At 36.5% G+C, this 23722-nt stretch carries 20 protein-coding genes and 2 pseudogenes; 11 read left to right on the forward strand and 11 right to left on the reverse strand.

Translation table 11 applies throughout. The annotated features are described in order from the left end of the window. Nucleotides 1-149: 149 nt before the first annotated feature. The 5 genes and pseudogenes from OS139_RS00430 to OS139_RS00450 form a co-directional block, all read right to left on the reverse strand. The gene (locus OS139_RS00430; protein WP_002331745.1) at nt 150-677 is read right to left on the reverse strand and encodes a DUF308 domain-containing protein; all 528 of its coding nucleotides are present in this window, start codon (nt 675-677) and stop codon (nt 150-152) included. Nucleotides 678-775: 98 nt separating this feature from the next. Then, nucleotides 776-1126: pseudogene (locus OS139_RS00435) on the reverse strand (DUF2200 domain-containing protein). Between the two features lie 282 nt (nt 1127-1408). Beyond that, nucleotides 1409-2938: an alkyl hydroperoxide reductase subunit F gene (gene ahpF, locus OS139_RS00440; RefSeq protein ID WP_025481624.1), complete on the reverse strand. Its 1530-nt coding sequence runs from the start codon at nt 2936-2938 to the stop codon at nt 1409-1411. Between the two features lie 9 nt (nt 2939-2947). Continuing rightward, nucleotides 2948-3511, reverse strand: coding sequence for an alkyl hydroperoxide reductase subunit C (ahpC, locus tag OS139_RS00445; RefSeq protein WP_002331748.1), 564 nt, complete (start codon nt 3509-3511; stop codon nt 2948-2950). Nucleotides 3512-3654: 143 nt separating this feature from the next. Continuing rightward, nucleotides 3655-4317: a GntR family transcriptional regulator gene (locus tag OS139_RS00450; RefSeq protein ID WP_002288176.1), complete on the reverse strand. Its 663-nt coding sequence runs from the start codon at nt 4315-4317 to the stop codon at nt 3655-3657. A 183-nt stretch (nt 4318-4500) separates the two neighbouring features. On the opposite strand from OS139_RS00450, the gene OS139_RS00455 reads away from it, so the two are divergent. Both OS139_RS00455 and uxuA read left to right on the forward strand, forming a co-directional pair. Next, complete coding sequence (locus tag OS139_RS00455) at nt 4501-6147, forward strand: mannitol dehydrogenase family protein (RefSeq protein ID WP_002331749.1); 1647 nt, start codon at nt 4501-4503, stop codon at nt 6145-6147. Then, entirely contained in the window at nt 6138-7220 is a 1083-nt protein-coding gene (gene uxuA, locus OS139_RS00460; protein ID WP_325066762.1) for a mannonate dehydratase, read from the forward strand. The genes OS139_RS00455 and uxuA overlap by 10 nt, the downstream gene beginning before the upstream one ends. Before the next feature lie 107 nt (nt 7221-7327). Here the strand turns inward: uxuA and OS139_RS00465 are convergent, their stop codons facing one another. Then, complete coding sequence (locus OS139_RS00465; RefSeq protein ID WP_002331751.1) at nt 7328-8848, reverse strand: helix-turn-helix domain-containing protein; 1521 nt, start codon at nt 8846-8848, stop codon at nt 7328-7330. A 180-nt stretch (nt 8849-9028) separates the two neighbouring features. On the opposite strand from OS139_RS00465, the pseudogene OS139_RS00470 reads away from it, so the two are divergent. Further along, nucleotides 9029-9987, forward strand: a pseudogene (locus OS139_RS00470) (LPXTG cell wall anchor domain-containing protein). Between the two features lie 125 nt (nt 9988-10112). Here OS139_RS00470 and OS139_RS00475 read toward each other — a convergent pair. From OS139_RS00475 to OS139_RS00495, 5 genes are all read right to left on the reverse strand, one after another. Next, nucleotides 10113-11192 (reverse strand): AI-2E family transporter, encoded by a 1080-nt coding sequence (locus tag OS139_RS00475; RefSeq protein ID WP_002288167.1) that lies wholly within the window; start codon nt 11190-11192, stop codon nt 10113-10115. A gap of 108 nt (nt 11193-11300) precedes the next feature. Continuing rightward, complete coding sequence (locus OS139_RS00480; RefSeq protein WP_002311986.1) at nt 11301-11741, reverse strand: MarR family winged helix-turn-helix transcriptional regulator; 441 nt, start codon at nt 11739-11741, stop codon at nt 11301-11303. 56 nt (nt 11742-11797) lie between these two features. After that, entirely contained in the window at nt 11798-12208 is a 411-nt protein-coding gene (locus OS139_RS00485; RefSeq protein ID WP_002288163.1) for an organic hydroperoxide resistance protein, read from the reverse strand. Between the two features lie 179 nt (nt 12209-12387). Beyond that, nucleotides 12388-12822 carry a VOC family protein gene (locus OS139_RS00490; protein ID WP_002331754.1) on the reverse strand — a complete coding sequence of 145 codons (435 nt, stop codon included), beginning with the start codon at nt 12820-12822 and terminating at the stop codon, nt 12388-12390. Between the two features lie 99 nt (nt 12823-12921). Continuing rightward, entirely contained in the window at nt 12922-13770 is an 849-nt protein-coding gene (locus tag OS139_RS00495; protein WP_002288161.1) for a YitT family protein, read from the reverse strand. Between the two features lie 388 nt (nt 13771-14158). On the opposite strand from OS139_RS00495, the gene OS139_RS00500 reads away from it, so the two are divergent. From OS139_RS00500 to OS139_RS00535, 8 genes are all read left to right on the forward strand, one after another. After that, nucleotides 14159-15925 (forward strand): glycoside hydrolase family 13 protein, encoded by a 1767-nt coding sequence (locus OS139_RS00500; RefSeq protein WP_002331755.1) that lies wholly within the window; start codon nt 14159-14161, stop codon nt 15923-15925. 101 nt (nt 15926-16026) lie between these two features. Continuing rightward, on the forward strand, nt 16027-17286 hold the full coding sequence (locus OS139_RS00505; RefSeq protein ID WP_002331756.1) for an extracellular solute-binding protein: 1260 nt from the start codon (nt 16027-16029) through the stop codon (nt 17284-17286). 143 nt (nt 17287-17429) lie between these two features. After that, complete coding sequence (locus OS139_RS00510) at nt 17430-18731, forward strand: carbohydrate ABC transporter permease (protein WP_002331757.1); 1302 nt, start codon at nt 17430-17432, stop codon at nt 18729-18731. A 2-nt stretch (nt 18732-18733) separates the two neighbouring features. After that, nucleotides 18734-19585 (forward strand): sugar ABC transporter permease, encoded by an 852-nt coding sequence (locus tag OS139_RS00515; RefSeq protein ID WP_325066763.1) that lies wholly within the window; start codon nt 18734-18736, stop codon nt 19583-19585. A 12-nt stretch (nt 19586-19597) separates the two neighbouring features. Continuing rightward, a complete protein-coding gene (locus OS139_RS00520; RefSeq protein WP_002331759.1) occupies nt 19598-20413 on the forward strand; it encodes a hypothetical protein in 816 nt (271 codons plus the stop codon). Nucleotides 20414-20563: 150 nt separating this feature from the next. After that, entirely contained in the window at nt 20564-21730 is a 1167-nt protein-coding gene (locus OS139_RS00525) for an SAM-dependent methyltransferase (protein ID WP_002324076.1), read from the forward strand. A 229-nt stretch (nt 21731-21959) separates the two neighbouring features. Continuing rightward, nucleotides 21960-22607, forward strand: a complete 648-nt coding sequence (locus OS139_RS00530; RefSeq protein ID WP_002298449.1) for a PepSY domain-containing protein — start codon at nt 21960-21962, stop codon at nt 22605-22607. Between the two features lie 83 nt (nt 22608-22690). Further along, nucleotides 22691-23635 (forward strand): dihydroorotate oxidase, encoded by a 945-nt coding sequence (locus OS139_RS00535; protein WP_002295918.1) that lies wholly within the window; start codon nt 22691-22693, stop codon nt 23633-23635. The last annotated feature ends 87 nt before the right edge of the window (nt 23636-23722 follow it).

A 23722-nucleotide genomic window follows, 5' to 3' on the forward strand; every position in this document is an offset into this window, starting at 1 on the left:
ATCATTCCTTTGTATAAAATATAGCCCGAACTTAGCATAACATACATTATTGAAAAAATAGGAAAATATACTCACAAAAAAACCAACAATCAAAAAGATCTTTTTGGATTGTTGGTTTTTATACGGTCTATTTTAATAACTAAAAATGATTAACGTATAGTCATTTTTCTTATTCTGATGAAATTGATAATCTCCTGGATGCCCATGAAAATCAAGATGAAACCGAATATTTGAAATAGAACCATCAAGCTTTTGAATGGATTGAACAATAAGATGAATCCGCCAATCAACAACAGAATACTATAAACACTCCAACTTTTAGCTTTTGTATTCATGCTGAAGAACAACTGGAACAAGCTGTTGATGATAACAGCTAATCCAAGAAGAATCGGCAGGATAGAAACGATTGCAGGTGCAAAAGCATAAACGATCAGCGCGCAGATCAGGAAAAAAAGACCACTAAACAGACCGATACTCCAAGAACCTGTTTTCCTTTTAAAACGGTAAGCCTCAAAAAGATTCAACAACCCAAGCAAAACAAGATAGGCAGTGATCAGATAACCGATAAAATGAAAAACAGCAGAAGGGTTTAGCACAATCGCAATCCCAGAAATAATATAAACAGCAGCTCTTAATAAGGCGTATTTTTGAATATTTTGTTTAATCGTCTCAAACATATAAGAAAACCTCCTTTGACTTATTTTAACGTGAACTAGTCATTTTACCAAATCAAACGTTACAAAATGAGTGAAGGAGAAGAGCTTCTTAAGGAAGATCATTTTCTGAGGATCTTTTCCATTTTTTTGCCTTTTGCTAGCTCATCGATCATTTTATCTAAATAACGAATTTCTTTCATCAAGTTATCCTCGATGTCTTATACTCGCACACCACAAACAACACCTGTAATCAAAGAACGAGAAGGATTGGGGGCAGGGGCTTCCGCAAAAAACTGTTCGAAAGTCACTTGTTTTTGTAGTTGATATTCTAGTTCTGTTTGGGAATAACCCGTCAGCCAACAAATGATTTCATCTACTTCCTCTTTTGTACGATCTTTTCTCTCTGCTTTTGCTACATACATAGGATAAACGCTTGCAAAACTTGTCTTAAAAATACGATTTTGCGCCATAATCAGTCACCTTTCTTTTTTTTAAACTATTTACTACTTATAGTATATAAGAAAAAGAGAAGAAAAAGCGATTATTCAAAAAAACAAAAAGGATTGTGACAAAATTCTTGTCACAATCCTTTTTTCCGAGTGAACGGTGTTGTCCTGTCAACTCCTCGGTCACAAGTCAAAATATTCAACAAACATGAGAAACTGGAAACTGTTTATTAAATTGTTCCTTGTGACTCGGAGTGAAACGGCAGGCTTACAACCTCTATCTGTCTTTTGTATAATCTTCATCGCTCAAGTGCGCATCAAATAATCGAAGGCTCCTAAAGCTGCAGTAGCTCCTGAACCCATTGAAACAATGATTTGTTTGTATGGACTATCTGTACAATCACCAGCTGCGAAAACACCGGGGATATTCGTCGCGCCATTTTTCTCAGTCACTATTTCATTTCTTGGGTTCATTTCGATTGTTCCATCTAGCCAATCCGTGTTAGGAAGTAAACCGACTAAAATGAATACACCTGAAACAGCTAGAGTATGCAACTCTTTCGTATGTTGATCGATATAGGAGAGAGATTCGACCTGATTCGACCCGCTGATTTCTTTCGTCGCTGCATTTTTGATAACAGTGACATTCGCAAGAGAAACTAGTTTATCCTGTAAAACTTGATCTGCTTTTAATTCGGGTAAGAATTCTAGAACATAAACATGTTTTGCTAACCCAGCTAGATCAATCGCTGCTTCAACACCAGAATTACCACCACCGATTACAGCAATCTCTTTTCCTTTAAATAAAGGGCCGTCACAGTGTGGGCAATAAGCAATTCCTTTATTTTTAAACTCTTTTTCGCCTGGTACATTGATAGAACGCCAGTGCGCACCTGTCGCGATGATGGCGGTTTTTGCTTTAAGTGATATACCGTTAGCTAAGCCAATATTAATAAAATGTTGCTCTTTATTTAAGGAAACGGCCTGTTGATTCATCATAATGTCGATAGGGTAACTACGCACATGACTTTCTACTTGCTGCATCAATTTTGGACCTTCTGTGTAAGGGGTACCAATCATATTTTCAATCCCGAGTGTTTCAACGACTTGTCCGCCGAAAGAATCAGCGACAAGTCCTGTACGGATTCCTTTACGTGCTGCATAGATAGCTGCACTACTAGCTGCTGGTCCACCGCCAATCACTAATACATCATAAGGTTCTTTTTCAAACAACTCTTCTTCAATCAAAGGGCCAGTGATTTTTTCAACAATTTGTTCGATCGTCATGCGTCCGCTACTAAATTCTTCTCCATTTAAAAACACAGTTGGCACTGCCATGATTTTTTTATCATCGATTTCTTTTTGGAACATCCCACCTTCAATCATCGTATGAGTAATATTTGGATTTAATACAGCTAATATATTCAATGCCTGTACAACGTCGGGGCAATTATGACAAGTCAAGCTAACATAACTGTCAAAATGCAATGTTTGTGTTATTTTTTTGATTTTAAGACTCAAAGATTCACTGATTTTCGGTGCCCGTCCACTAATTTGTAACATAGCTAGTAAAAAAGAGGAAAATTCATGACCGAGGGGGATACCAGCAAAAACGATTCCACTTTCTTTGCCAACTGGATTGATAGAAAAACTAGGTGTTCGCATCGAATCTCTTTTTTCCCAAGAGATTTTAGGAGACATTTCGGCTATTTCCTTCGTAAATTCAGCTAGTTTTTGACTATTTTCACTAGTATCCAAACTAACAGAAAAAACAATAGGAGATTCAATCAGTGCTAAATATTGTTCGAGATTTTGTTTAGTTTCTTTGTCTAACATATCCACCACCTAAATCTTTCCAACAAGATCAAAACTTGGTTTCAATGTTTCGCCACTTTCTTTCCATTTTGCCGGACAAACTTCACCTGGGTGGGTACGTACATATTGAGCAGCGCGAATCTTATCAATCAGTGCACTAGCGTCACGACCGATTCCATCTGCATTGATTTCCATAGCTTGAACGATTCCGTCTGGATCAATAATAAATGTTCCTCGCTGAGCTAATCCTTGCTCTTCATCCAAAACATCAAAAATACGAGAAATCTGATGAGACGGATCACCGATCATCACGTATTCGATTTTACCGATAGCATCTGATGTATCATGCCATGCTTTGTGAGTAAAGTGGGTATCGGTAGAGCAAGAAAAGACTTCAACACCTAAAGATTTCAATGTACTGTATTGTTCTTGTAAGTTTTCTAATTCAGTAGGACAAACAAAAGTAAAATCAGCTGGATAGAAGCAAAGAATACTCCAGTTCCCCATAAGATCTTTTTCACTGACTTCTAAAAATTCTCCTTGATGATAAGCATGTGCATTAAATTCTTCGATTTTTTTCCCAATCAATGACATAGTAAAACCTCCAATAATAATTATTTATTTATAATTATTGTAATTTAGTTGGAGTTGCAAAGTCAATGGATATTTTGTTATTTAATAAAGATTACTCAAAAACGAAGGTTAATTATAAAAATAGAAGAGGTCGCAAGAAAATGCTACTGCTGGAAATACTCGGGATAACGTTGAGTAACAGTTTCCTGTTCTTTCAGCATCATGTGTAAGTGCAATCCCGTTTGAAATCGAGCTTCTTCTGGTTTTTTATCAACTAAAGCCTTGAGTAAATCATAATGTTGTTCCATGATCGTTTCCCATGGAAGCCCCTGAATGGTCACTCGTAACCAGCGGAAACGTTCTAAATGGGTATTATGGTCATCTAACCAGTTCCAAACTTCTTTTCTTCCTGCAATTTCGAAACAAGCTTCATGAAATAAATTATCTGCACGGAAAAAAGCGCGTTCGTCATTTATTTTGACTGCTTTTTCTTGTTCTTCTAAAATCGTTTCTAGCACTATTCGTGTTTGTGTGTCCAATTTGGAACAACATTCAATCATGATTTGCTCTTCCAACTGTTCTCGGACAAAGCGAGCATTTTCTGCAGAAACAAGATTAATTTTTGAAACATACGTACCACTTTGAGGTATCGTATACACGAGTTCTTGCTGACGTAGTTGAATCAATGCTTCGCGAATGGGAGTCCGGCCGATAGCAAGATGTTCCTCCAGTGCCTTTTCAGATATTTTCCTTCCAGGTTCTAAGTCAGCATAGATAATTTGTTTACGAATCGCTTGATAAGCTTGAGATTGCAAGCTGCTTTTCATTTTTATACCTCCAAAATCATTTCTATGAACGTAGTATAACAGAAGAGGTCTGAAAAATAATCTGATATGTCACATTAACTAGGAAATTTGTATAAATAGTAAAATTTTGGTTGACATAGCGATTTTTATTGCATAAAATTCACTTGAATACAAAAACTAATATGTTAGTTTAGGAGGGGAAAAATGATTGATTTAAACAACTGGAGGAACTTTATTCCTGAATTATCTCAAAAAGAAGTAGAAATACCTCATTTTGACCGTGCATCATTAAGAGAAAATGGACAAAAAAATCCTGTCTGGATCCATTTCGGTGGCGGAAATCTTTATCGAGGATTTCATGCAGAAATCGCTCAACGTTTAGCGGATCTAGGCGAATTGTCCACTGGTGTCATTGTTTGTGAAACATTCGATGAAGAAATAATTGAAAGGGCTTACCAAGATTTTGATGATTTGATTCTTGAAGTGGTCATGCCAAGCAGTGGAGAGTTCGTCAAACGTATATTAGCTGCGACAGCTGACAGTCTGTATTGTCATCCAGATTGTTCTGAACACTTTGATAAGATGATTCGACACTTTGAAAATCCTAGTTTACAATTAGTTACTTTTGCTATTACTGAAAAAGGTTATCGATTGAAAGATACAAATAATAAATATATAGGACCGATTGCAGTCGATATAAAAAATGGTCCAAAGAAGCCATCACATACAATGAGTATTCTTGCTGCGCTACTTTATAAACGTTTTTTATCTGGAGCTTGGCCGATTGCACTTGTCTCTACAGATAATTTTTCACAAAACGGTAGTCAATTACGTACTTCTTTGCTAACGATCGCAAAAGAATGGCAAAAGGAAGGTCATGTACAAAATACATTTATCCAATACTTATCGAATGAAGAAATTGTTGCGTTTCCATGGACGATGATTGATCGTATCACCCCGAATCCTTCCTTGTCAGTTAGCAAAATGTTGGCAAAAGAGGGCTTTTCAAATATGTCGATTTTCCAAACCGCAAAAGGAAATAATATTGCTCCATTTGTCAATACAGAGGACATCCATTATTTAATCATGGAAGATCATTTTCCCAATGGACGTCCGAAATTCGAAAAAGCTGGGGTATTCTTGACTGATCGTGCAACGGTAGATAAAGCAGATACGATGAAGGTGACGACTTGCCTTAATCCTTTGCATACGTCTTTAGCTATTATGGGTTGTTTACTGGGGTATAGGAGCATAGCTGAGGAGATGAAAGATCCAGATTTATCGCTGCTAGTTTCTGAAATCGGGTACAATGAAGGCCTCCCAGTTGTGGAGTCTCCAGGTATCATTGATCCAAAGATCTTTCTGGAAGAAGTAATTACTGTGCGCTTTTCTAATCCAAATATTCCTGATATGCCTCAGCGAATCGCCACGGATACCTCTCAAAAGGTGGCGATTCGTTATGGTGAGACGATTAAAAAATATATGGAAATAGAAGTTAAAGACCCGCAGACACTTGTATTCATACCATTGACTCTCGCTGCTTGGCTTCGATACCTTATTGGCATTGATGATCAAGGAAAACCATTCATCCCGAGTCCAGACCCACTATTGACAGACCTTCAGCATAAGCTTTCCGATATTCAACTGGGTACGCAAGATACATCACATATTCATGAGAAAATGGCTCCTATTTTGTCAAATAAAGAAATTTTTGGTGTAGATCTTTACCAAGCAGAGCTTGGCAGAAAAATAGAAGAAATGTTCATCAAGATGGTAGCAGGACCAAATGCCGTACGAAATACATTACAGGATTACTTACAAGAACATGGAGGAAATTTATCATGGAAATGACTTTTAGATGGTACGGATCACAAGAAGAAAAGATTACCTTAGATGAAATCAGACAGATTCCTGCGGTCCAAGGGATTGTAGGCACATTGATGGATATACCAGTAGGAGAGGTATGGCCTAGGGAGAGGATCAAAGAACTAAAAGAAGAAATTGAGTCTCGTGGGTTAACACTAAAAGTAATTGAAAGCGTCAATGTGCATGATGCCATTAAAATTGGATTACCTTCCCGTGAGCAGTATATCGAAAACTATAAGCAGACAATCCGAAACTTGGCAGAATATGGAATAGAAGTCATCTGCTATAATTTTATGCCTGTATTTGACTGGGTGAAATCTGACCTTGACTACCGCTTAGAAGACGGCTCATCCACGTTAGCTTTTATATCTGATGATATTCCAGATGATCCAAGAGAAATCGTCGCGCGCATCGAACATTCCAGCAATGAATTTGAATTGCCGGGATGGGAACCTGAGCGCTTAGCTCATATCAAATCCTTGCTTGAAGCCTATGCATCAGTAGACGAAGAAAAACTTCGAGAAAATTTTGCCTATTTTCTCCAATCAATCATCCCAACATGTGAAGAGGTAGGGGTCAAAATGGCTGTACATCCAGATGATCCGCCATACTCGATTTTTGGATTACCTCGAATCGTAAAGAATCGAGAAGATTTAGATTGGTTGTGCCGCATAGTAGACAGCCCTTATAACGGAATCACTCTTTGTACAGGGAGTATTGCAGAAGATCCAGAAAATGATGTATATGGGATTTTAGCAGAATTTTGCCAAAGAGATCGAATCCCATTTGCACATGTTCGAAATATTAAATTTTTAGCTAATCGAGATTTCTATGAGGCATCGCATAAATCCGAATACGGTTCATTAGACATGTACCGCATACTAAAAACAATGTATGACAACGGATTTAACGGATACATCCGTCCTGATCATGGAAGAATGATCTGGAATGAGACAGGAAGACCAGGATACGGCTTATATGATCGAGCATTAGGTGCTGTTTATCTAAATGGATTATGGGAAGCAATCGAAAAAGGAAACAATAGTAAAGATAATTAGTGAAAAAAACTATAATTTTATTATGTAAATAAGAAGGATGTTCAAATTCTTGATACATAAATCCGGAGGTTGTTAATAAGCATTCGGATTTATGTATCTTATTTGGTCTAGGAAGTAACTTGATTTTCTTTTTTCGATTGATCCATGAGTGCTTCTTCTTTTAATTCAAAGATATATTCTGAGATCCTCATAATCACTTTTTTCCAGTCTTCTGGTGTGATGATTCCTTTTAAAATATAGATTTTTTTGATATGAGAAGGCAATTGTTTCAAAGGGCAGTCGCTGATAACGATGTTGCAGTTCTCCATAAAATCATTTTGTATTTTGATCGATTCATTTGAAAAAATTTGTTCTATCTTAACGATCAGATCTTTACTGATATAAAAATCACGCGTATAGTTCACACCAATCACAATTCGCGGCTGTTTTTTGTAGCGATCATACAAATGTACTAGGTCTTCAACCATCCATTGCACATTTTCCTTTTCTAAAATAACTGGTAACAAGTGTTGATTTTGTTCTCTGAAATCCATATAAAATTGTTCAATGGCGGTTTGGACTTCTTTCAACACGCTATGTTCTTGATAAAGCATGAAAGTAGGAAGGGGCGTATTTGGTTGATTGAAGTTAAGAAATCCATTATAAAGTTTATTTCGTGCGAATGCCAATGAGTAAAGAATCTTTTCTTTTTCAGGTATAAACAAATCAAATACAGTACAAAAGGACTCCACCATTTCTCTTGAATAAAGAACATGAGGAACGTTTGCTTTTTTTAAAAGTTTGTATTGCTCCAAGCTTGTTTCTTCCGATTCGATTTTCGTGATAGAAAGTCGAGCTAAAATATTCACTAAGATGCGTTGTTCGCGACAAATTGGCAGATTAGGTCGCAAAATATCTACAGAGGGATCAATAAAAAAGTCAATATATTCATACTCTGTGAATTCTTTTTGTACGTCTTTCACAGAAGTTGCAGGAAAATTCTCTTTACATATTTTTAATAGAAAATATAATTTATCTATCATACCGCTATTTAGTCGGTCAAGTACTTCTTTTTTAAAAAAAGTATTCATCATAAAAGCCACTACTTGCGGATCTTCATCATAAAATTCTGTAGCAGTACTTGAAAAGATGTTCCAATAAATATCTAATGCTGCATATTGAATTTGTACCTCTTTTCCAGAAAAAGACTTTCTGCCATTATTAGAAAAGGAGATAGACAAACCGTACAATGCTAAAAATGCATTAATCTTTTTCATTTTCGTATACAAATAAGAGGCACTATAGTTTGTTTGCTGACTTAAACTGATAATCGAATTTGTCTGACAGCTGAACAAAGAAGTCAAGATCTGATAACTGACTGATTCGTTGCAGTACCTTCCAAATAGACGATAGTAGCAGTAAGCCGGATCAATTCCTTCAAAATTCAACTTTAAGAAAGGTTTTTGCTTATCAATATGCAGTTTTGTTAGATTGAGACGCTCAAAGTCTTGTTCTAATTCTTTGATGTATAGTAAAAAATTTGATTCAGACATATGGAAATGATCTGCTAAATATTGTGTAGTAATAAAGAAACGATGTTCAGATAGGAAAAGAAAAATATCTAATTTTGTATTGCTTTTTTTCTTCAAGAGAAACGTTTTAATCGCTTCTTGAGTTTACATGAAAGAGGCTCCTTTTTACTTAAATTGTTAAAACTTGAAAATATTACTGTTTTTTTCATAAATTTAGACAAAAAAACAGTAAACATATAGGTAGAATCTCTACTATCTTATTTCTTGCATACAAAAAAATCAAGGAGTGAGAGAGTTATGAGATATTCAACCATCTTAATATCAACATTTGCAGCCTTAAGCTTATCGCTTACTATAAATCAGACAGTCCACACAGAGGAGATAGAAACAGCCAAATGGACAGAAACCAAGTGGGCCAACGTCAATCGAATTACCTTTCAGGAGTCGCAAAATTAAGAAAAGGACAAACAGCGACCATCAAAGCAAAAATTGACTATTCAGGAGACCTAGCACCTATACTACAATCAGCTGTTACATTTGAGAATGTTGATCCCGCTTTGTCGATTGGCTATGACGAGAACACTTTGACTATCCAACACAAGCAAGCGATATTTACCTTCACCGTTACATTAAATCAGGACTTGTTAAAACCAGCGCTTTTTACTGTCAAGGTATCAGATGGACTACCGAACGATCATCATCATTTAACGCCGTATAGTCAGCGGCAGACAATTGAGCAAGATTCAGCTATCGACTCAGGAGGAGATCTTGTTGAAGAACCAACAGATAAACCAGAAAATGAAAATAAGCCAGAAGTACCGCCTACAGAAAATCCAGACGGAGAACAGAAACCGGAAATAGAACCTGGAGAAGAACCAGATGTAGACCCAGAAGAAAAACCAGATGTGACTCCAGAACCAGATACGGACGCAAGAGACCAAGGAATACCAGAAAAAATAAACAAAAAAACAATTCAAGAGGATGGAAAAAAAGAGAGTAAAAAATCAAATCTAGCAATTCTAAAAATAAATGAAGAGCAGCTGAATAAAAAATCACGAATATTTGATAGCGCCCAATCAGCTGAAACCTTAAAAAGTAGCAAGGATACAACCTTTGCTAGTCCTGAAACGAAAAATAAACAGCTACCAAAATCCGGAGAGTCACAAAACAAAGTTATACTGTGGAGCGGAATCATTCTATTAAGTATAGCAACAATGCTTTCTGCAAAAAGATTTAAAAAAAACAGATCTCTCTAACATTTGAATAATGTCTGTGAACGCATTTTTCAAATAAAAAGAAATATCCAGAAAACGACCCCAAAATACCAGATTGAAATCTGATATTTGGGGTCGTTCATACTTTATCTTTCTTCATATTTATTTTAAGGGATATCTGTTTCTTTTGGAAGATGGTTCGGGATCTTTTTCACTTTCAATACATCTAAAAAGAAGGTAAAGATCGGAATGCCGACAATCAAGCCCCAAACGCCAAAGAACCGTTCGCTAACAAGTAAGACCACAAATGTATAAAAAATCGGCAGTTCTGTTTTGCTGGACATCAACTTCGGATTCAGCACATAAGACTCAATTAGATGGACAATCAAAATCGTAATCAGGATATAAACAACATCTCGGATGCCTCCTTGGGAATAAGCTATGAAAGATAGAGGAATACAAGAAATGATAACACCTGCTACTGGGATCAGACTTAAAATGAAAATCATGATCGCTAAACTCAGCAGCTGATGAAAGCCAAATACAGCCAAGGCGATTGTAGTGAGCAACGTGTTTAAAAGAGCAATAACAAATTGAGCTTCTAATACCAAACCAAATGTATTGACAAACTTATCGGCAAAATAGTAAATATCTTGAAAGAACCAAGAAAATTCACTTTTTAAAAACAATCTTGAGAATACAATTGTTTTTTTCTTTTCAATCATAAAAAAGAAACTTAAGATGAATGACATAGCAAACGCCACTGCCATTTTTCCTATATCCTGTAAATAGCCAAGCGCAATCGAAGCGCCATTTTGAAGCTGTTCAAAAAAATCGTTTCGCTCAATATAAGTATGGATATATTGTAAAACAGGATCTGCATCTTTTGGCTGATGCTCGTAAAAATCAATAACGGACTGGATCATGTCAAATGTTTGATGAATAAGCATCGGGATATACTTTGTGAATGCCAGATAGATAAGGTAAACGATCAGTGTATAAATCATGATAGCTAAAACACCTGTAGGGATTCGGACAAATCGCTGAATGATTTGAACAAGATGAATCATCAAATAAGTAAAGATAAATGTGAGCAAAATGGTTGTAATCATACTTCTAACTAAGAAAAGAACAAAAACGACAAATAATAAAACAGTGAGACGGCGTATTTTTTCATTCGCCAAAAAACGCTGATAAACGGTCAAATCGACAACCTCCAAATAACAAAAAATAAACACGTTATTCATTATATGATGGAATATGAAAATAAGAAAGAGAAAGAGCAAAAAGAAAAACCGCTAAATGACGTTATCTTATGAGTTGGTTTTCCTCATAAAATCGTTCATCTAGCAGTTTCAGCCCTTTTTCTGGTCTTGATGAAAATTATCTAGCATTTTTCGGGTCAGATGTTGCAGTGTATCCAATTCTTCCTGTTCAAGTGGAAGATAAGACTTGATCTTTTGTGGAATACCTTCTGCTTGTTTTTGCAACGCAGCACCTTGAGGAGTCAGCGTAACATTTACGATTCTTTCATCACCCGTTTCACGCTGACGATTAATATAATTTTTTTCTGCTAACTTTTTTAGTAAGGGAGTCAGCGTACCAGAATCCAGACACAAATCATTTCCTAGCTCTTTCACTGAAGTCTTTTTCTTTTCCCATAAAACTAACATCACAAGATACTGGGTATAGGTAAGATTCAGCGGCTTGAGGAGGGGAGTGTAGTGTCTAATGATTTCCTTAGAGGCGGCATATAAAGGAAAACATACTTGATTAACTAAATATAGATCTTCCATTTTTCCACCTCCGCTGTTTTACTATAGTGTATCATAGCGGATTTACACAAAAAAGTCTATTCACTAACTGCTTTCAGAGTAACTTCTATATTTCCAGCTGTAGCTTTTGAATACGGACACACTTTATGCGCTGCCTCTAATAATTCTTGCGTTTCTTCCAGAGAAAGACCTTCGATAGATCCTTCAATCTCTACACCTAAGACAAAGCTCGTTTCACTTTCTGAATAAAGGGAAACTTGTGCACTGACAGTAGAAGCCCCAGAGATATTTTTTTGCTGTTTGATCAATTCTAATGCACTGTTAAAACATGCACTGAAACCAGCTGCAAACAATTGTTCAGGGTTGGTTGCATTTTCGACGCGTTTACCAGGAGCTGCAATATTCAATTCGAATGTACGATCGGGATTATGAACTTCTCCAGAGCGTCCGCCTGTGTTGATCATTTTCGTAGAATACATTTTTTTCATAAAATTACCACCTTTAATTATATTTTGTACAATTGAATTTTACACAATATAATTGTGAAAAGCAAAGAAATGGATTGGCATAAGATAAATAAGAGAAAGCACATGAAACAGACGCGCTTTCTCGAATAGCAAACATATACAAAAAATATCAGAGACAAAAACTAATCTCATCATAAACATTACATATATTTCTCAAAAAGTTGTTTTCTTTCTTCAAAACTTACTTCACGATGGATCTGATGAAGCATCCATAAATAACCAAAAGGATCTCTGAACATTGAGTTAGTCACACCAAAGTCCATCATTTCTGTCATTTCTTGAATCTCTACACAGCCATTTCGTAATGCTTTATTATGTGTGTCCTCGATATCAGAGACGATGATATTGAACCAGATCGTATTTGGATGTTCAGCAGTAGGAGCAGTCAAACCAAGAGACGTGTTTTCATCCAGCATATGGAATCTCGTGCCATACAAGGTAAAAATGACTTCATTATTGCCTCTAGGGTAATCTGTTGCCTCAATCAGTTGTATTTCATCAAAGATTGTTTGATACAGTTCTAGTGCTTTCAAACTATCATTTAATACAAAATCGATTTCCGTTCCTTTATGCATAAAGATCTCCTCTCCTTTTCAGTCGAACAGTTACTAGATTCTTTTATTATACCAGTTAAAGAAAACGCATTCAAAAAAATAGCGAATTTACTTACCAACTCATTCGATTGGATGATAAGTAAATCCGCGTCCCATTACTTCTGCTACGCTGCTGACAATGACAAAGGCACTTGGATCGATTTCTTCTATCAATGGTTTCATTCGGGAAAATTCATGATCAGTCACAACGATCAATAAAACCTCTTTTGACTTTCGATTATACCCGCCTTTTGCCTCTAGCAGGGTAAGGCCACGTCCAATCTCAGCACTTAAGCGAAGGCGGATGTCTTCCAAATAATGTTCACTCATGACCATAACAGATTTCTTTCGATTGATACCTGTTTCGATATAAGTCATGACAATTGAAGTGATTGCAATAGATAAAATAGCATAAAGAAACTCTTCTATTCCAAAAACAAACAGATTAAGAGAAACAACGAATGCGTCTGTAAAAAATAAGCCAATCGAAGTATTCAAGTGGAAATATTTTTTAAAAATGAGGGGAGGGATCGTCGTACCGCCGCTAGAAGAGTTGTTTTTATATAAAATCGCAACTCCTAAAGCAAAAATCGCACTTCCAAAAATGACAGACAACAACCGATCTGAAGTAATCATTGTTTCTGGAACTATTGCAATGATTAAAGGAAAAACCAAGCTTCCGAAAAGTACTTTAAAAAAGGGTTTTTTACCTAAAAATAGAAGAGCTAGTACCAACATAACGATATTCAACACTAAAATAACTATAGCTCGGTCAAATCCTAAAGCAGCTTCCAGTAATATTCCTAGACCGCTGACACCTCCAGCAGCAATATGATGAGGCCCTAAAAACATATTGATAGCGACTCCTAATATGAAGAGGGCAAAAATAATCTTAATGTATGTCCATATAAATTGTCTCGTTTCTTTCATTTATCCACTTCCTTAATTCATTAATAATGCTCTTATCTTATTATAACTTACTTTTCACCTTAAGTTAACTTTAATTAATAAAAAAATTAGGCTAGTCTAAATTATTATGTTTCATTCTTCTAGAATATACTTCTACGGTAAAAACTGTTAAAAAACTTTTACTTTAGAAAATTGGAGAAATTGATCGCTTAAGATAAATTCAGGACACTAAATAGTACAAGAAGTAGATTAAAACTTTTAAAAGTTTTAAGTCTATCTATTTGGCAAGTTTAAAAAATAAAAATTCGGTATCAAAAAACTGTTACCGATAACATTTTTGAAAGCGTTGTCTTTTGTTTCTCTATCACTTATAGTGATGACGTCATATTAAAACACAAGGAGGAAATCAATGGATACAGCTGCAATTTATCATCGACCGGAAAGTGAATATGCATTTCTATATACGAATACAAGATTTCGTATTCGGCTTCGTACTAGGAAAAATGATATCAAAAAAGTATATGTGCTTTGTGGAGATCCATATACCATAACAACTGAAAAATGGTATCAAAAACAACGACCAATGAAAAAATGTCTAAGTACCAATGTTCATGATTATTGGGAAATTGAAGTGACGAGCGAAACAAGGCGCTTACAGTATGCGTTCCATGTTGTTGGGGAAGATAACACGGACTGTTTTTACGGTGATCAAGGAATTTTTCCTTATCGAGAAAATGTGATTACTGAACCAAATTTTTATTTTCGAATACCTTATTTTCATCAAATCGATCGATTCACTATTCCAGAATGGGTAAAAGAAACAGTATGGTATCAAATTTTTCCCGAAAGATTTGCAAACGGGGACAAAGCAAATGACCCCGAACACACTTTACCTTGGGGAAGTAAAGATCCAGACCGAGAAGACTTCTTCGGGGGAGATTTGCAAGGTGTGAGGGATCATTTGGATTACTTGACGGACCTTGGCGTCAATGGCATCTATTTTTGTCCCATATTTAAAGCCACATCCAATCATAAATACGATACGATTGATTATTATGAGGTGGATCCCGCTTTTGGCGATAAAAAACTTTTAAAAAACTTGATTGATGAAGCACATAAAAGAGGGATACGTATCATGTTCGATGCTGTATTCAATCATATGGGTGTCCATTCACCACAGTGGCAAGACGTTCTCAAAAACGGAGAAAAATCGATCTATAAAGACTGGTTCCACATCCGTTTTTTCCCAGTAGATTCTTATCAGATGACTGACTTACCAGAAACTGCTGAAAATATCCCATATGATACTTTTGCTTTTACTCCATTCATGCCGAAACTAAATACAGCAAATCCAGAAGTGCAAAAATATTTGCTGGATATCGCAACTTATTGGATAAAAGAATTCGATATTGATGGATGGCGTCTTGATGTTGCTAATGAAGTCGATCATCATTTTTGGAAAAAATTCAGAGAAGCAGTTACAGAAATCAAACCAGACATCTATATCCTTGGAGAGATTTGGCATTCCTCTCAAGCTTGGCTGCAAGGGGATGAATTCCATGCAGTGATGAATTATGCATTTACAGATTCGATTAAAGATTATTTTGCAAAAAAGAAAATCACAGCTTCACAAATGGTCAGTGGAATGAATCATCAGCAAATGCTTTACAGAGATCAGGTGAACGAAGGAACATTCAACTTATTAGATTCTCATGATACTGCCAGGATCTTGACCCTTTGCCAAGGTAACAAAGAATTGATGAAGTCTGTGATGGCCTTTATGTTTCTTCAAAAAGGGGCTCCTTGTATCTATTACGGGACAGAAATAGGGATGACTGGTGAAGATGACCCGGATTGCCGCAAATGTATGATATGGGAGAAGGAGGAACAAGATCTAGAGCTATTCGGTTTTATAAAAGAACTTGTTTCTCTAAGGAAACAGTTGTCTAAGATTATTTCTGAAGGTTCTACTCAGTGGCTAATAGTAAATGATCGTGAAGATAAGCTCTATTTTACACGGGAACTAGAGGGACAGATCATCTATGTTTACTTTAATCAGTCAAAAGAACCTTGGGTAGTAGAACAGGAAAATGAGGTGATTCTTAGTCAAAATTGTCAGTTGTTAGAAGACGGGAAAGCAGAGATACGACAATACGGATTTTTGATCATGTGTTGAAAACTGTTACCGGTAACAACAAGAAAGCGTTTGCAAATGAAGATTTGTGCCCATTATAATAAGGGTGTAACAGTACGTTGAATACACAGGAGGAAATGAAGATGAAAAAAAGAAGTGTGAAACAGTTGGGTTTAGGGTTAATCTCTTTAGGAATCTTAGGCGGATTAGCGGCTTGTGGCAATGGTAACTCTTCAGCAGAAGGGGAAGCCGATGAAGGAAAAACGTTAACAGTTTCCGTTGATTCTGGATATAAAGATTATATAAACGAAATAAAAAACACTTTCGAAAAAGAAAACGATGTGAAAATCAAGCTAGTAGAAAAGGACATGTTCGATCAGTTGGAATCATTAGCGTTAGATGGGCCTTCTGGAAAGGGACCTGACGTTATGATGGCAGCATATGACCGGATCGGTGCGTTAGGACAGCAAGGACATCTGGCGGAAGTAAAACTGGGAAATGAAGCAGCTTACGATGAAACAGACAAAGCCCAAGTGACTTATGATGGAAAAATCTACGGAGAACCTGCAGTAATCGAGACCCTTGTTTTGTACTATAACAAAGATTTAGTCGATACAGCACCATCAACGTTTAAAGATTTGGAGAATCTATCCAAAGACAGTCGTTTTGCTTTTGAGTCAGAAGCAGGAAAAAATACAGGATTTTTAGCTAAATGGACTGACTTTTATTATTCCTATGGTTTAATTGCAGGTTACGGTGGCTATGTATTTGGTGATGATGGCACAAATCCTTCAGATATCGGTTTGAATAATGCAGGTGCTGTAGAAGGAATCTCTTATGCAACAGATTGGTTCAAAAATGTTTGGCCAAAGGGAATGCAAGACATAAAAAGTGCAGGAGACTTCGCCAGCCAGCAATTCATGTCCAATAAAACTGCAGCAATCATTGACGGTCCATGGCAAGCGCAAACATACAAAGAAAACAATATCAATTATGGTGTAGCCAAAATTCCTACTCTAAATAATGGACAGCCTTATCAACCGTTTGGCGGAGGAAAAGGATGGGTAGTCAGCAATTATGCTAAAAACAAAGACCTCTCTCAAAAATGGCTTGATTATGTAACGAATCAGGAAAATCAAGAAAAATTCTTTGAAATGGTAAATGAAATCCCTGCAAACCAACAAGCTAGGGAAACAGCAAAGGCTAAAAACGATGAATTAACAACAGCTGTGATTGAACAATATGAAACAGCTCAAGCGATGCCAAACATCCCAGAAATGGGCGAAGTTTGGACAGGTGCAGAAAACTTGATGTTCGATGCAGCATCAGGTTCAAAAACACCAAAAGAATCCGCAGATGAAGCAGTAAAAACAATCAGTGAAGCCATAGAACAAAAATACTGATTAAAATGATAACCGTCCATTTTTATAAAAAATGGAACAGGTGCTTCAGATAAAAGTGGCAAGAGCGAGATGGAAAATTATCTTGCTCTTGCCATTATCTTAAAAGCAGTTTGCGGTTTAGCAAGTTTAGAGGGGGTATTCAGATGCAGCAAGATAAAACAAGTAATATCAACGAAAAAAAAATCACGCTTTGTTCACTTATTCCAGGGATGGGGCAGTTTGTAAATGGCCAAGCTTTTAAAGGTATCGTTTTTTTCGCCATATTCGTCCTATTCATTGGTCAGATGCTTCTGGGCGGATTTCATGCATTGGTAGGATTGGTTACTTTGGGAAGTATACCAATGGAAGATCATTCATTATTTATTTTGATTGAAGGCACTTTGCAATTCATCATTACAATCATTTTCTTGATTTTTTACGGTTTGAATCTTTTAGACGCTTATCGAGTAGCGAAGATGCGTCAAGAGGGCAAAAAAATCAATCGGACGATGAAGGAAGTCATACATAATATAGGTGATGAAGGTTTTCCTTATCTATTGACACTTCCCGCTTATCTTCTCATGATTTTTACGATCATTTTCCCAGTCCTAGTTACATTGTTCACTGCATTTACTAATTATGACTTCAATCATATTCCACCAGCCAGTTTGATTGATTGGGTAGGGGCTAAAAACTTTTTTAGTATCTTCTTTTTAAGCTCATATCGTAATACTTTTTTTGCAGTCTTTTCGTGGACCGTGATTTGGACTTTATGTGCAACAACTTTGCAAATCACCCTTGGTATTCTCACAGCGGTTGTTGCTCACCAGAAATTTATTAAATTCAAACGTATTTTCGGTATCATTTTCTTATTACCATGGGCGGTCCCAGCTTTTATTACTATCATGAGTTTTTCGAATATATTCAACGACAGCGTAGGAGCCATCAATACTCAAGTGATTCCTTTCATAAACCAGCTTCCTTTTGTAGATATCAGTGCAATCTCTTGGAAAACGGACCCGAACTGGACGAAAGTGGCAATCATCTTGGTTCAAGGATGGTTAGGATTTCCCTATATCTATGTAATGGTTACAGGGATTTTACAGTCGATTTCTGAAGATTTGTATGAAGCAGCAAAAATCGATGGAGCAAATGCATGGCAACGTTTCTCAAATATCACACTTCCAGCTGTATTTCTAGTGGCAGCACCAACATTTATTACACAGTATACGGGGAATTTCAATAATTTCTCCATGATCTACCTATTTAACAATGGAGGGCCCGGAAGCGTAGGCGGAGGAGCTGGTTCTACTGATATTCTTATTTCCTGGATCTATAAACTTACGACTGGAACTTCTCCGCAATATTCTATGGCTTCAGCCATCACGTTGATTATCTCCATCATCGTTATCTGTGTGTCATTGCTGGTATTTAAAAAGACAAATGCGTTCAATATGGGGGATTAACAATGAAAAAATTTCATTCGAGTGCTCGATTCCAAAAACGACTTTCTCACTTTTTTACTTACTTTTTTCTTTTAATACTGTCAGTCATTATCATCTATCCGCTTTTGATCACAGCAAGTACTGCCTTCAAGTCAGGAAACATTGCGGCTTTCAGTTTGGATTTTTCAAGCGACTGGACTTTATGGAATTTCACGCGGCTGTTCAGTGAAACACTTTACGGGACTTGGTATAAAAATACGTTAATCATCTCTGTCCTAACGATGATCGTACAAGTAACTGTAGTAACTTTAGCCGGCTATACGTATAGCCGTTATCGTTTTATCGGCCGCAAATCAAGTTTGATGTTCTTTTTAGTGATTCAGATGGTACCGACTATGGCAGCATTGACTGCCTTTTATGTCATGGCTTTCCTATTAGAGGCGCTAGATAAGTACTGGTTCTTGACAATGATCTATATAGGCGGTGGAATTCCAATGAATACTTGGCTGATGAAAGGATACTTTGACACTGTACCAATAGATTTAGATGAATCTGCTAAACTTGATGGGGCAGGGCATTTCAGGATTTTTTTCCAGATTGTATTACCGCTTGTCAAACCAATGCTCGCCGTTCAAGCATTATGGGCTTTTATGGGACCTTTTGGGGATTTCATGTTAGCTAAGTTCCTGCTTCGAACACCTGAAAATCAGACTGTTGCTGTCGGCTTACAAACATTTATTTCTGATGTGACAAACCAAAGAGTCTCTCTTTTTGCTGCTGGGGCAATTTTGATTGCACTACCGATTTGTCTATTATTCTTCTTTTTACAAAAGAACTTTGTTACCGGCCTGACATCTGGCGGAACAAAAGGATAGGAGCAGAGGATCATGCAAACATTTCCGTTAAATTATTTTTCCACTTTACGTACGCCAACTCAAGTGTTTGCGGGACGCAAACTATTATCATGGCCAAAATTTTTCCTGATATTTGTATTTTTAGTTTCCTTGATGGTCATGCCTGTGACTCTTTTTTATGCCAATCAGATCCAAGCGATTCCATTAGAACAATTTCTATCCGTTCATTCGCTGATCGATGAACAAGGAACCAAAAAATTTTCTGAACTTGAATTATCTGAAACTGGGTTACAATCATCGCAACAAACGATAGCTGTGACCCCTGAAATTTTGGTAGGTGTGTCTTTATCTGAGAAACAACAATCCGATCATGGAACTTTTATTGATTTTGAGAAGGAACAATGGGTGATCCAACAAAAGGATAAATCTGGTATACGCCGCTATACGATGAATTATAGCCCATCTTTCCAACCAGATTCTGTACGTACGCCCGAAGATTTCCAACGATTTTTAGAAAAAGAATTTTATGCCAGTAATCGTCCAACAATCATTTTATCTTATAGTTTAAGTCTTGGTCTTGTCCTACTTGTCATGACGAGTCTCATTTTATTCGGGGCTTCCTTTTTCTTGTGGATGACAAGAAAAAGCCAACTTTCATCCATTCATACATTCAAAGAGAGTGCAAATTTGATGCTGAATGTTATGGGGATAGGATCCATGGTAGCAGCAGTTGTAGGGTTTATCCACTTTGACTTTATCTTGATGCTAAGTGTCCAAACAACGATAACTGTCTTGCTGCTTTTATGGGTTTTTGTCAAAACAAGATTCAAAGATAAGCGTGTCGAATGACAAGTTTAAGCGATTTATGCGACAATGAATGTGAAAAAAATGAAAAATAAAGTAGTTTTTGAAAAATTTCTGAAAAAATTAAACTTCTTAGTTGATTCTTTTCTTTTTTAGTATTAACGTAATAGGGTAGTTTTTTTAAGGAGGAAAATCATGTTAGAGAAAACTTTATACAATCAATTATTTTCACGTTCTTTCTCGCTCCCTGTCGAAGTAAATTATTGGGACGGTACAACGAAACAATACGGAGATACGGACACTCCTCCCCAAATCAAAATCAATATCCATGAAGAAATCCCAATGAAAGAGATTACAAGTAACGCTTCTTTGGCACTAGGAGAAGCCTATATGGATCATCGAATCGAGATCGAGGGAAGTATCCAAGCATTGATCAACGATGCTTATCAGCAAGCAAACAGCTTTTTACGAGGAAAAGATTATCTAAAATGGCTGCCAAAGAAAGAAAAACATACGAAACAAAAAAACAAAGAAGATATCCATGCGCATTATGACTTAGGTAACGACTTTTATAAACTTTGGCTAGATCCAACTTTGACTTATTCTTGTGCCTATTTCAACACACCTGAAGATACGTTGGAACAAGCACAAATCAATAAAGTCCATCATATCTTAGACAAACTCTTTATCAAAGAAGGCGAAACGTTGCTTGATATCGGTTGTGGCTGGGGAACATTGATGTTCACTGCTGCCAAAGAGTATAATGTCAAGGCAACTGGGATCACACTAAGTGAAGAACAATACGATTTGATTACCAAAAGAATAAAAGAAGAACATTTAGAAGATAAATGCCGTGTATTATTAATGGATTACCGCGAACTAAAAGGCGAAACGTTTGATCATATCACAAGTGTAGGTATGTTCGAACATGTAGGTTCTGAAAATCTTGAAGGTTATTTCAAAGTGGTAAAAGATTTATTGAAACCAAAAGGAACAGCTTTGATCCATGGAATCAGCCGACAACAAGGTGGTGCGACAAATGCTTGGATCAATAAATATATTTTCCCTGGCGGTTATGTCCCTGGCGTTACTGAATTAGTTGATAACATTACAAAAAACGATTTGCAACTGATTGATTTGGAAAGCTTACGTCGTGACTACCAATTGACATTAGAACATTGGACAAAGAATTTTCATCAAGTCCAAGATCAAGTCACGAAAGAAATGGGAGATTCCTTCTATCGAATGTGGGATCTATACTTACAAGCTTGTGCAGCTTCATTTGAATCAAGTAATATCGATGTGATTCAATATTTGCTTGTTCAACCTGGAAACAATGACATCCCAATGCATCGGGCATAATTGAGGCAAAAGTACTGTTTAAAGACTATTTAAAAAGAAGCTAAGTTTTATGATGCTCCAGAAGTGAACTTTTTTGTCTAACTTCTAGGATTGTCTCTAAAGCTTAGTTTCTTTTTCTTTATATTTTCATAATAAAAGTTTGGTTCTTTAATTTTTAAACATGACAGAAAATTTTTTCTTCGTTATACTTGTAATAGAATACTATTTTATAACAAAGGGGATCGAATCAATGAAAAAAACTGTTATTTATACTAGTTTATTTGCAGCTTTGTTTTTAGCTGCTTGTCAATCAAATACCAATCAAGGCACATCTGGGAATACGTCTTCCAGTAGCGAACAGCGCTCTTCACAGGTATCGGACTCCTCAACAAAAGCAAGCACATCTTCGTCTAGCCAGACAAAAAGTTCTAGTGAAGCAAGTACTCAGTCAGATATCAAAGTGTCTGCAGCTCGTGCGATCGAATTGTTCCAAGATAAATACCCAGATACTGCAATTACTAGTTTGGAATTAGATAGTGATTGGGGATCTTACTTCTACAAGATAGAAGGTGTCGATGATCAAAAAGAATACGAAGCAAGAATTGATGCTCAAAATGAAAAAATGGAGACAGAGAATCCAGGAACTCTAGATCGAGATGAACAAAATGGTCAAAAGAAAAAAGAAGATGGTCTGGATGTTGATAAATTGATCACGATTGAGGAAGCAGCAAAAATCGCCGTCGACAAAGTAGGAAGCGGTACGGCAACAGATTGGGATTTGGATAAAGATTTAGGTACTACTTATTGGGAAGTCAAAGTAAAAGACGGCAATCAAAGTACATCAGTCAAGATCAATAGCCAAACAGGCGAAGTACTGTCAACTGAACAAGATGATTAAGAATTTCTTCGGAAAACAAGAGTTGATTTTTCTTTTAGTCATGATACACTAGATAAAATAACTTGTTTGAAGGAGCGATTTACTTGAGTTTAGAAACGACCTTTGCCAATCATATCTTTGCCAATCCTTTGATGAATGCATCTGGTGTCCACTGCATGACTACCCAAGAATTAGATGAACTGGCTCATTCAGAAGCAGGAGCATTTATCACTAAGAGCTGTACGATCAATGAACGAAAAGGAAATCCCGAACCACGCTATTTTGATGTTCCTTTAGGCAGTATCAATTCTATGGGACTTCCAAACCTAGGTTTTTCTTATTATCTAGAGTATGCTCTTGCGTATGAAAAAGTGCAGGAAAACCAAAATCAACCGTTATTTTTTTCCATTGCCGGGATGAGTGTCCAGGAAAACTTGGAAATGCTTGAGAAAATAGAAAAAAGTGGGTTTAATGGGATCACTGAATTAAATTTATCTTGTCCCAATGTGCCTGGAAAACCACAACTAGCTTACGATTTTGAGGCCACTTATGAAACACTGAAAGAAGTATTCAGCATCTTTTCTAAGCCGCTAGGAATCAAATTGCCTCCTTATTTTGATTTTGCTCATTTTGATCAGATGGCTGATATCTTGAATCAGTTTCCATTGACCTATGTCAATGCTATCAACAGTGTGGGCAATGGTTTGTATATCGATACAGAACAAGAAGCAGTAGTCATCAAACCAAAAGAAGGGTTCGGCGGCATTGGTGGAGAGTATATCAAGCCGACTGCTTTGGCAAATGTTCGCGCTTTTTATACACGTTTGAAACCAGAAATCCAAATCATTGGTACAGGTGGGATTCGGACAGGACAAGATGCATTTGAACATCTGCTATGTGGCGCAAGCATGTTACAGATTGGTACCGAGCTTCATAAAGAAGGGCCGGAAATTTTTTCTAGAATCATAAAAGAATTAACGCAGATTATGTCAGAAAAAGGATATACGTCAATTGACGAATTTAAAGGCAAATTACGCACCATTTCATAGCAAAGAGACGAAGGTCATGATTGATCTTCGTCTTTTTTTATAAAAAACACTCGTCTGTTCATTCCTGTGCAAGCGTACTCATTGTAT

The sequence above is a fragment of the Enterococcus sp. E4-223 genome, assembly GCF_035727065.1.
GTDB lineage: Bacteria > Bacillota > Bacilli > Lactobacillales > Enterococcaceae > Enterococcus_B > Enterococcus_B faecium.

Excerpts from the sequence above, each read along its gene's own strand:
- OS139_RS00430 (WP_002331745.1), bottom strand. The coding sequence starts at position 677 with ATGTTTGAGACGATTAAACAAAATATTCAAAAATACGCCTTATTAAGA.
- ahpF (WP_025481624.1), bottom strand. The coding sequence starts at position 2,938 with ATGTTAGACAAAGAAACTAAACAAAATCTCGAACAATATTTAGCACTG.
- ahpC (WP_002331748.1), bottom strand. The coding sequence starts at position 3,511 with ATGTCATTGATTGGGAAAAAAATCGAAGAATTTAATGCACATGCTTAT.
- OS139_RS00450 (WP_002288176.1), bottom strand. The coding sequence starts at position 4,317 with ATGAAAAGCAGCTTGCAATCTCAAGCTTATCAAGCGATTCGTAAACAA.
- OS139_RS00455 (WP_002331749.1), top strand. The coding sequence starts at position 4,501 with ATGATTGATTTAAACAACTGGAGGAACTTTATTCCTGAATTATCTCAA.
- uxuA (WP_325066762.1), top strand. The coding sequence starts at position 6,138 with ATGGAAATGACTTTTAGATGGTACGGATCACAAGAAGAAAAGATTACC.
- OS139_RS00475 (WP_002288167.1), bottom strand. The coding sequence starts at position 11,192 with ATGAATAACGTGTTTATTTTTTGTTATTTGGAGGTTGTCGATTTGACC.
- OS139_RS00480 (WP_002311986.1), bottom strand. The coding sequence starts at position 11,741 with ATGGAAGATCTATATTTAGTTAATCAAGTATGTTTTCCTTTATATGCC.
- OS139_RS00485 (WP_002288163.1), bottom strand. The coding sequence starts at position 12,208 with ATGAAAAAAATGTATTCTACGAAAATGATCAACACAGGCGGACGCTCT.
- OS139_RS00490 (WP_002331754.1), bottom strand. The coding sequence starts at position 12,822 with ATGCATAAAGGAACGGAAATCGATTTTGTATTAAATGATAGTTTGAAA.
- OS139_RS00495 (WP_002288161.1), bottom strand. The coding sequence starts at position 13,770 with ATGAAAGAAACGAGACAATTTATATGGACATACATTAAGATTATTTTT.
- OS139_RS00500 (WP_002331755.1), top strand. The coding sequence starts at position 14,159 with ATGGATACAGCTGCAATTTATCATCGACCGGAAAGTGAATATGCATTT.
- OS139_RS00505 (WP_002331756.1), top strand. The coding sequence starts at position 16,027 with ATGAAAAAAAGAAGTGTGAAACAGTTGGGTTTAGGGTTAATCTCTTTA.
- OS139_RS00510 (WP_002331757.1), top strand. The coding sequence starts at position 17,430 with ATGCAGCAAGATAAAACAAGTAATATCAACGAAAAAAAAATCACGCTT.
- OS139_RS00515 (WP_325066763.1), top strand. The coding sequence starts at position 18,734 with ATGAAAAAATTTCATTCGAGTGCTCGATTCCAAAAACGACTTTCTCAC.
- OS139_RS00520 (WP_002331759.1), top strand. The coding sequence starts at position 19,598 with ATGCAAACATTTCCGTTAAATTATTTTTCCACTTTACGTACGCCAACT.
- OS139_RS00525 (WP_002324076.1), top strand. The coding sequence starts at position 20,564 with ATGTTAGAGAAAACTTTATACAATCAATTATTTTCACGTTCTTTCTCG.
- OS139_RS00530 (WP_002298449.1), top strand. The coding sequence starts at position 21,960 with ATGAAAAAAACTGTTATTTATACTAGTTTATTTGCAGCTTTGTTTTTA.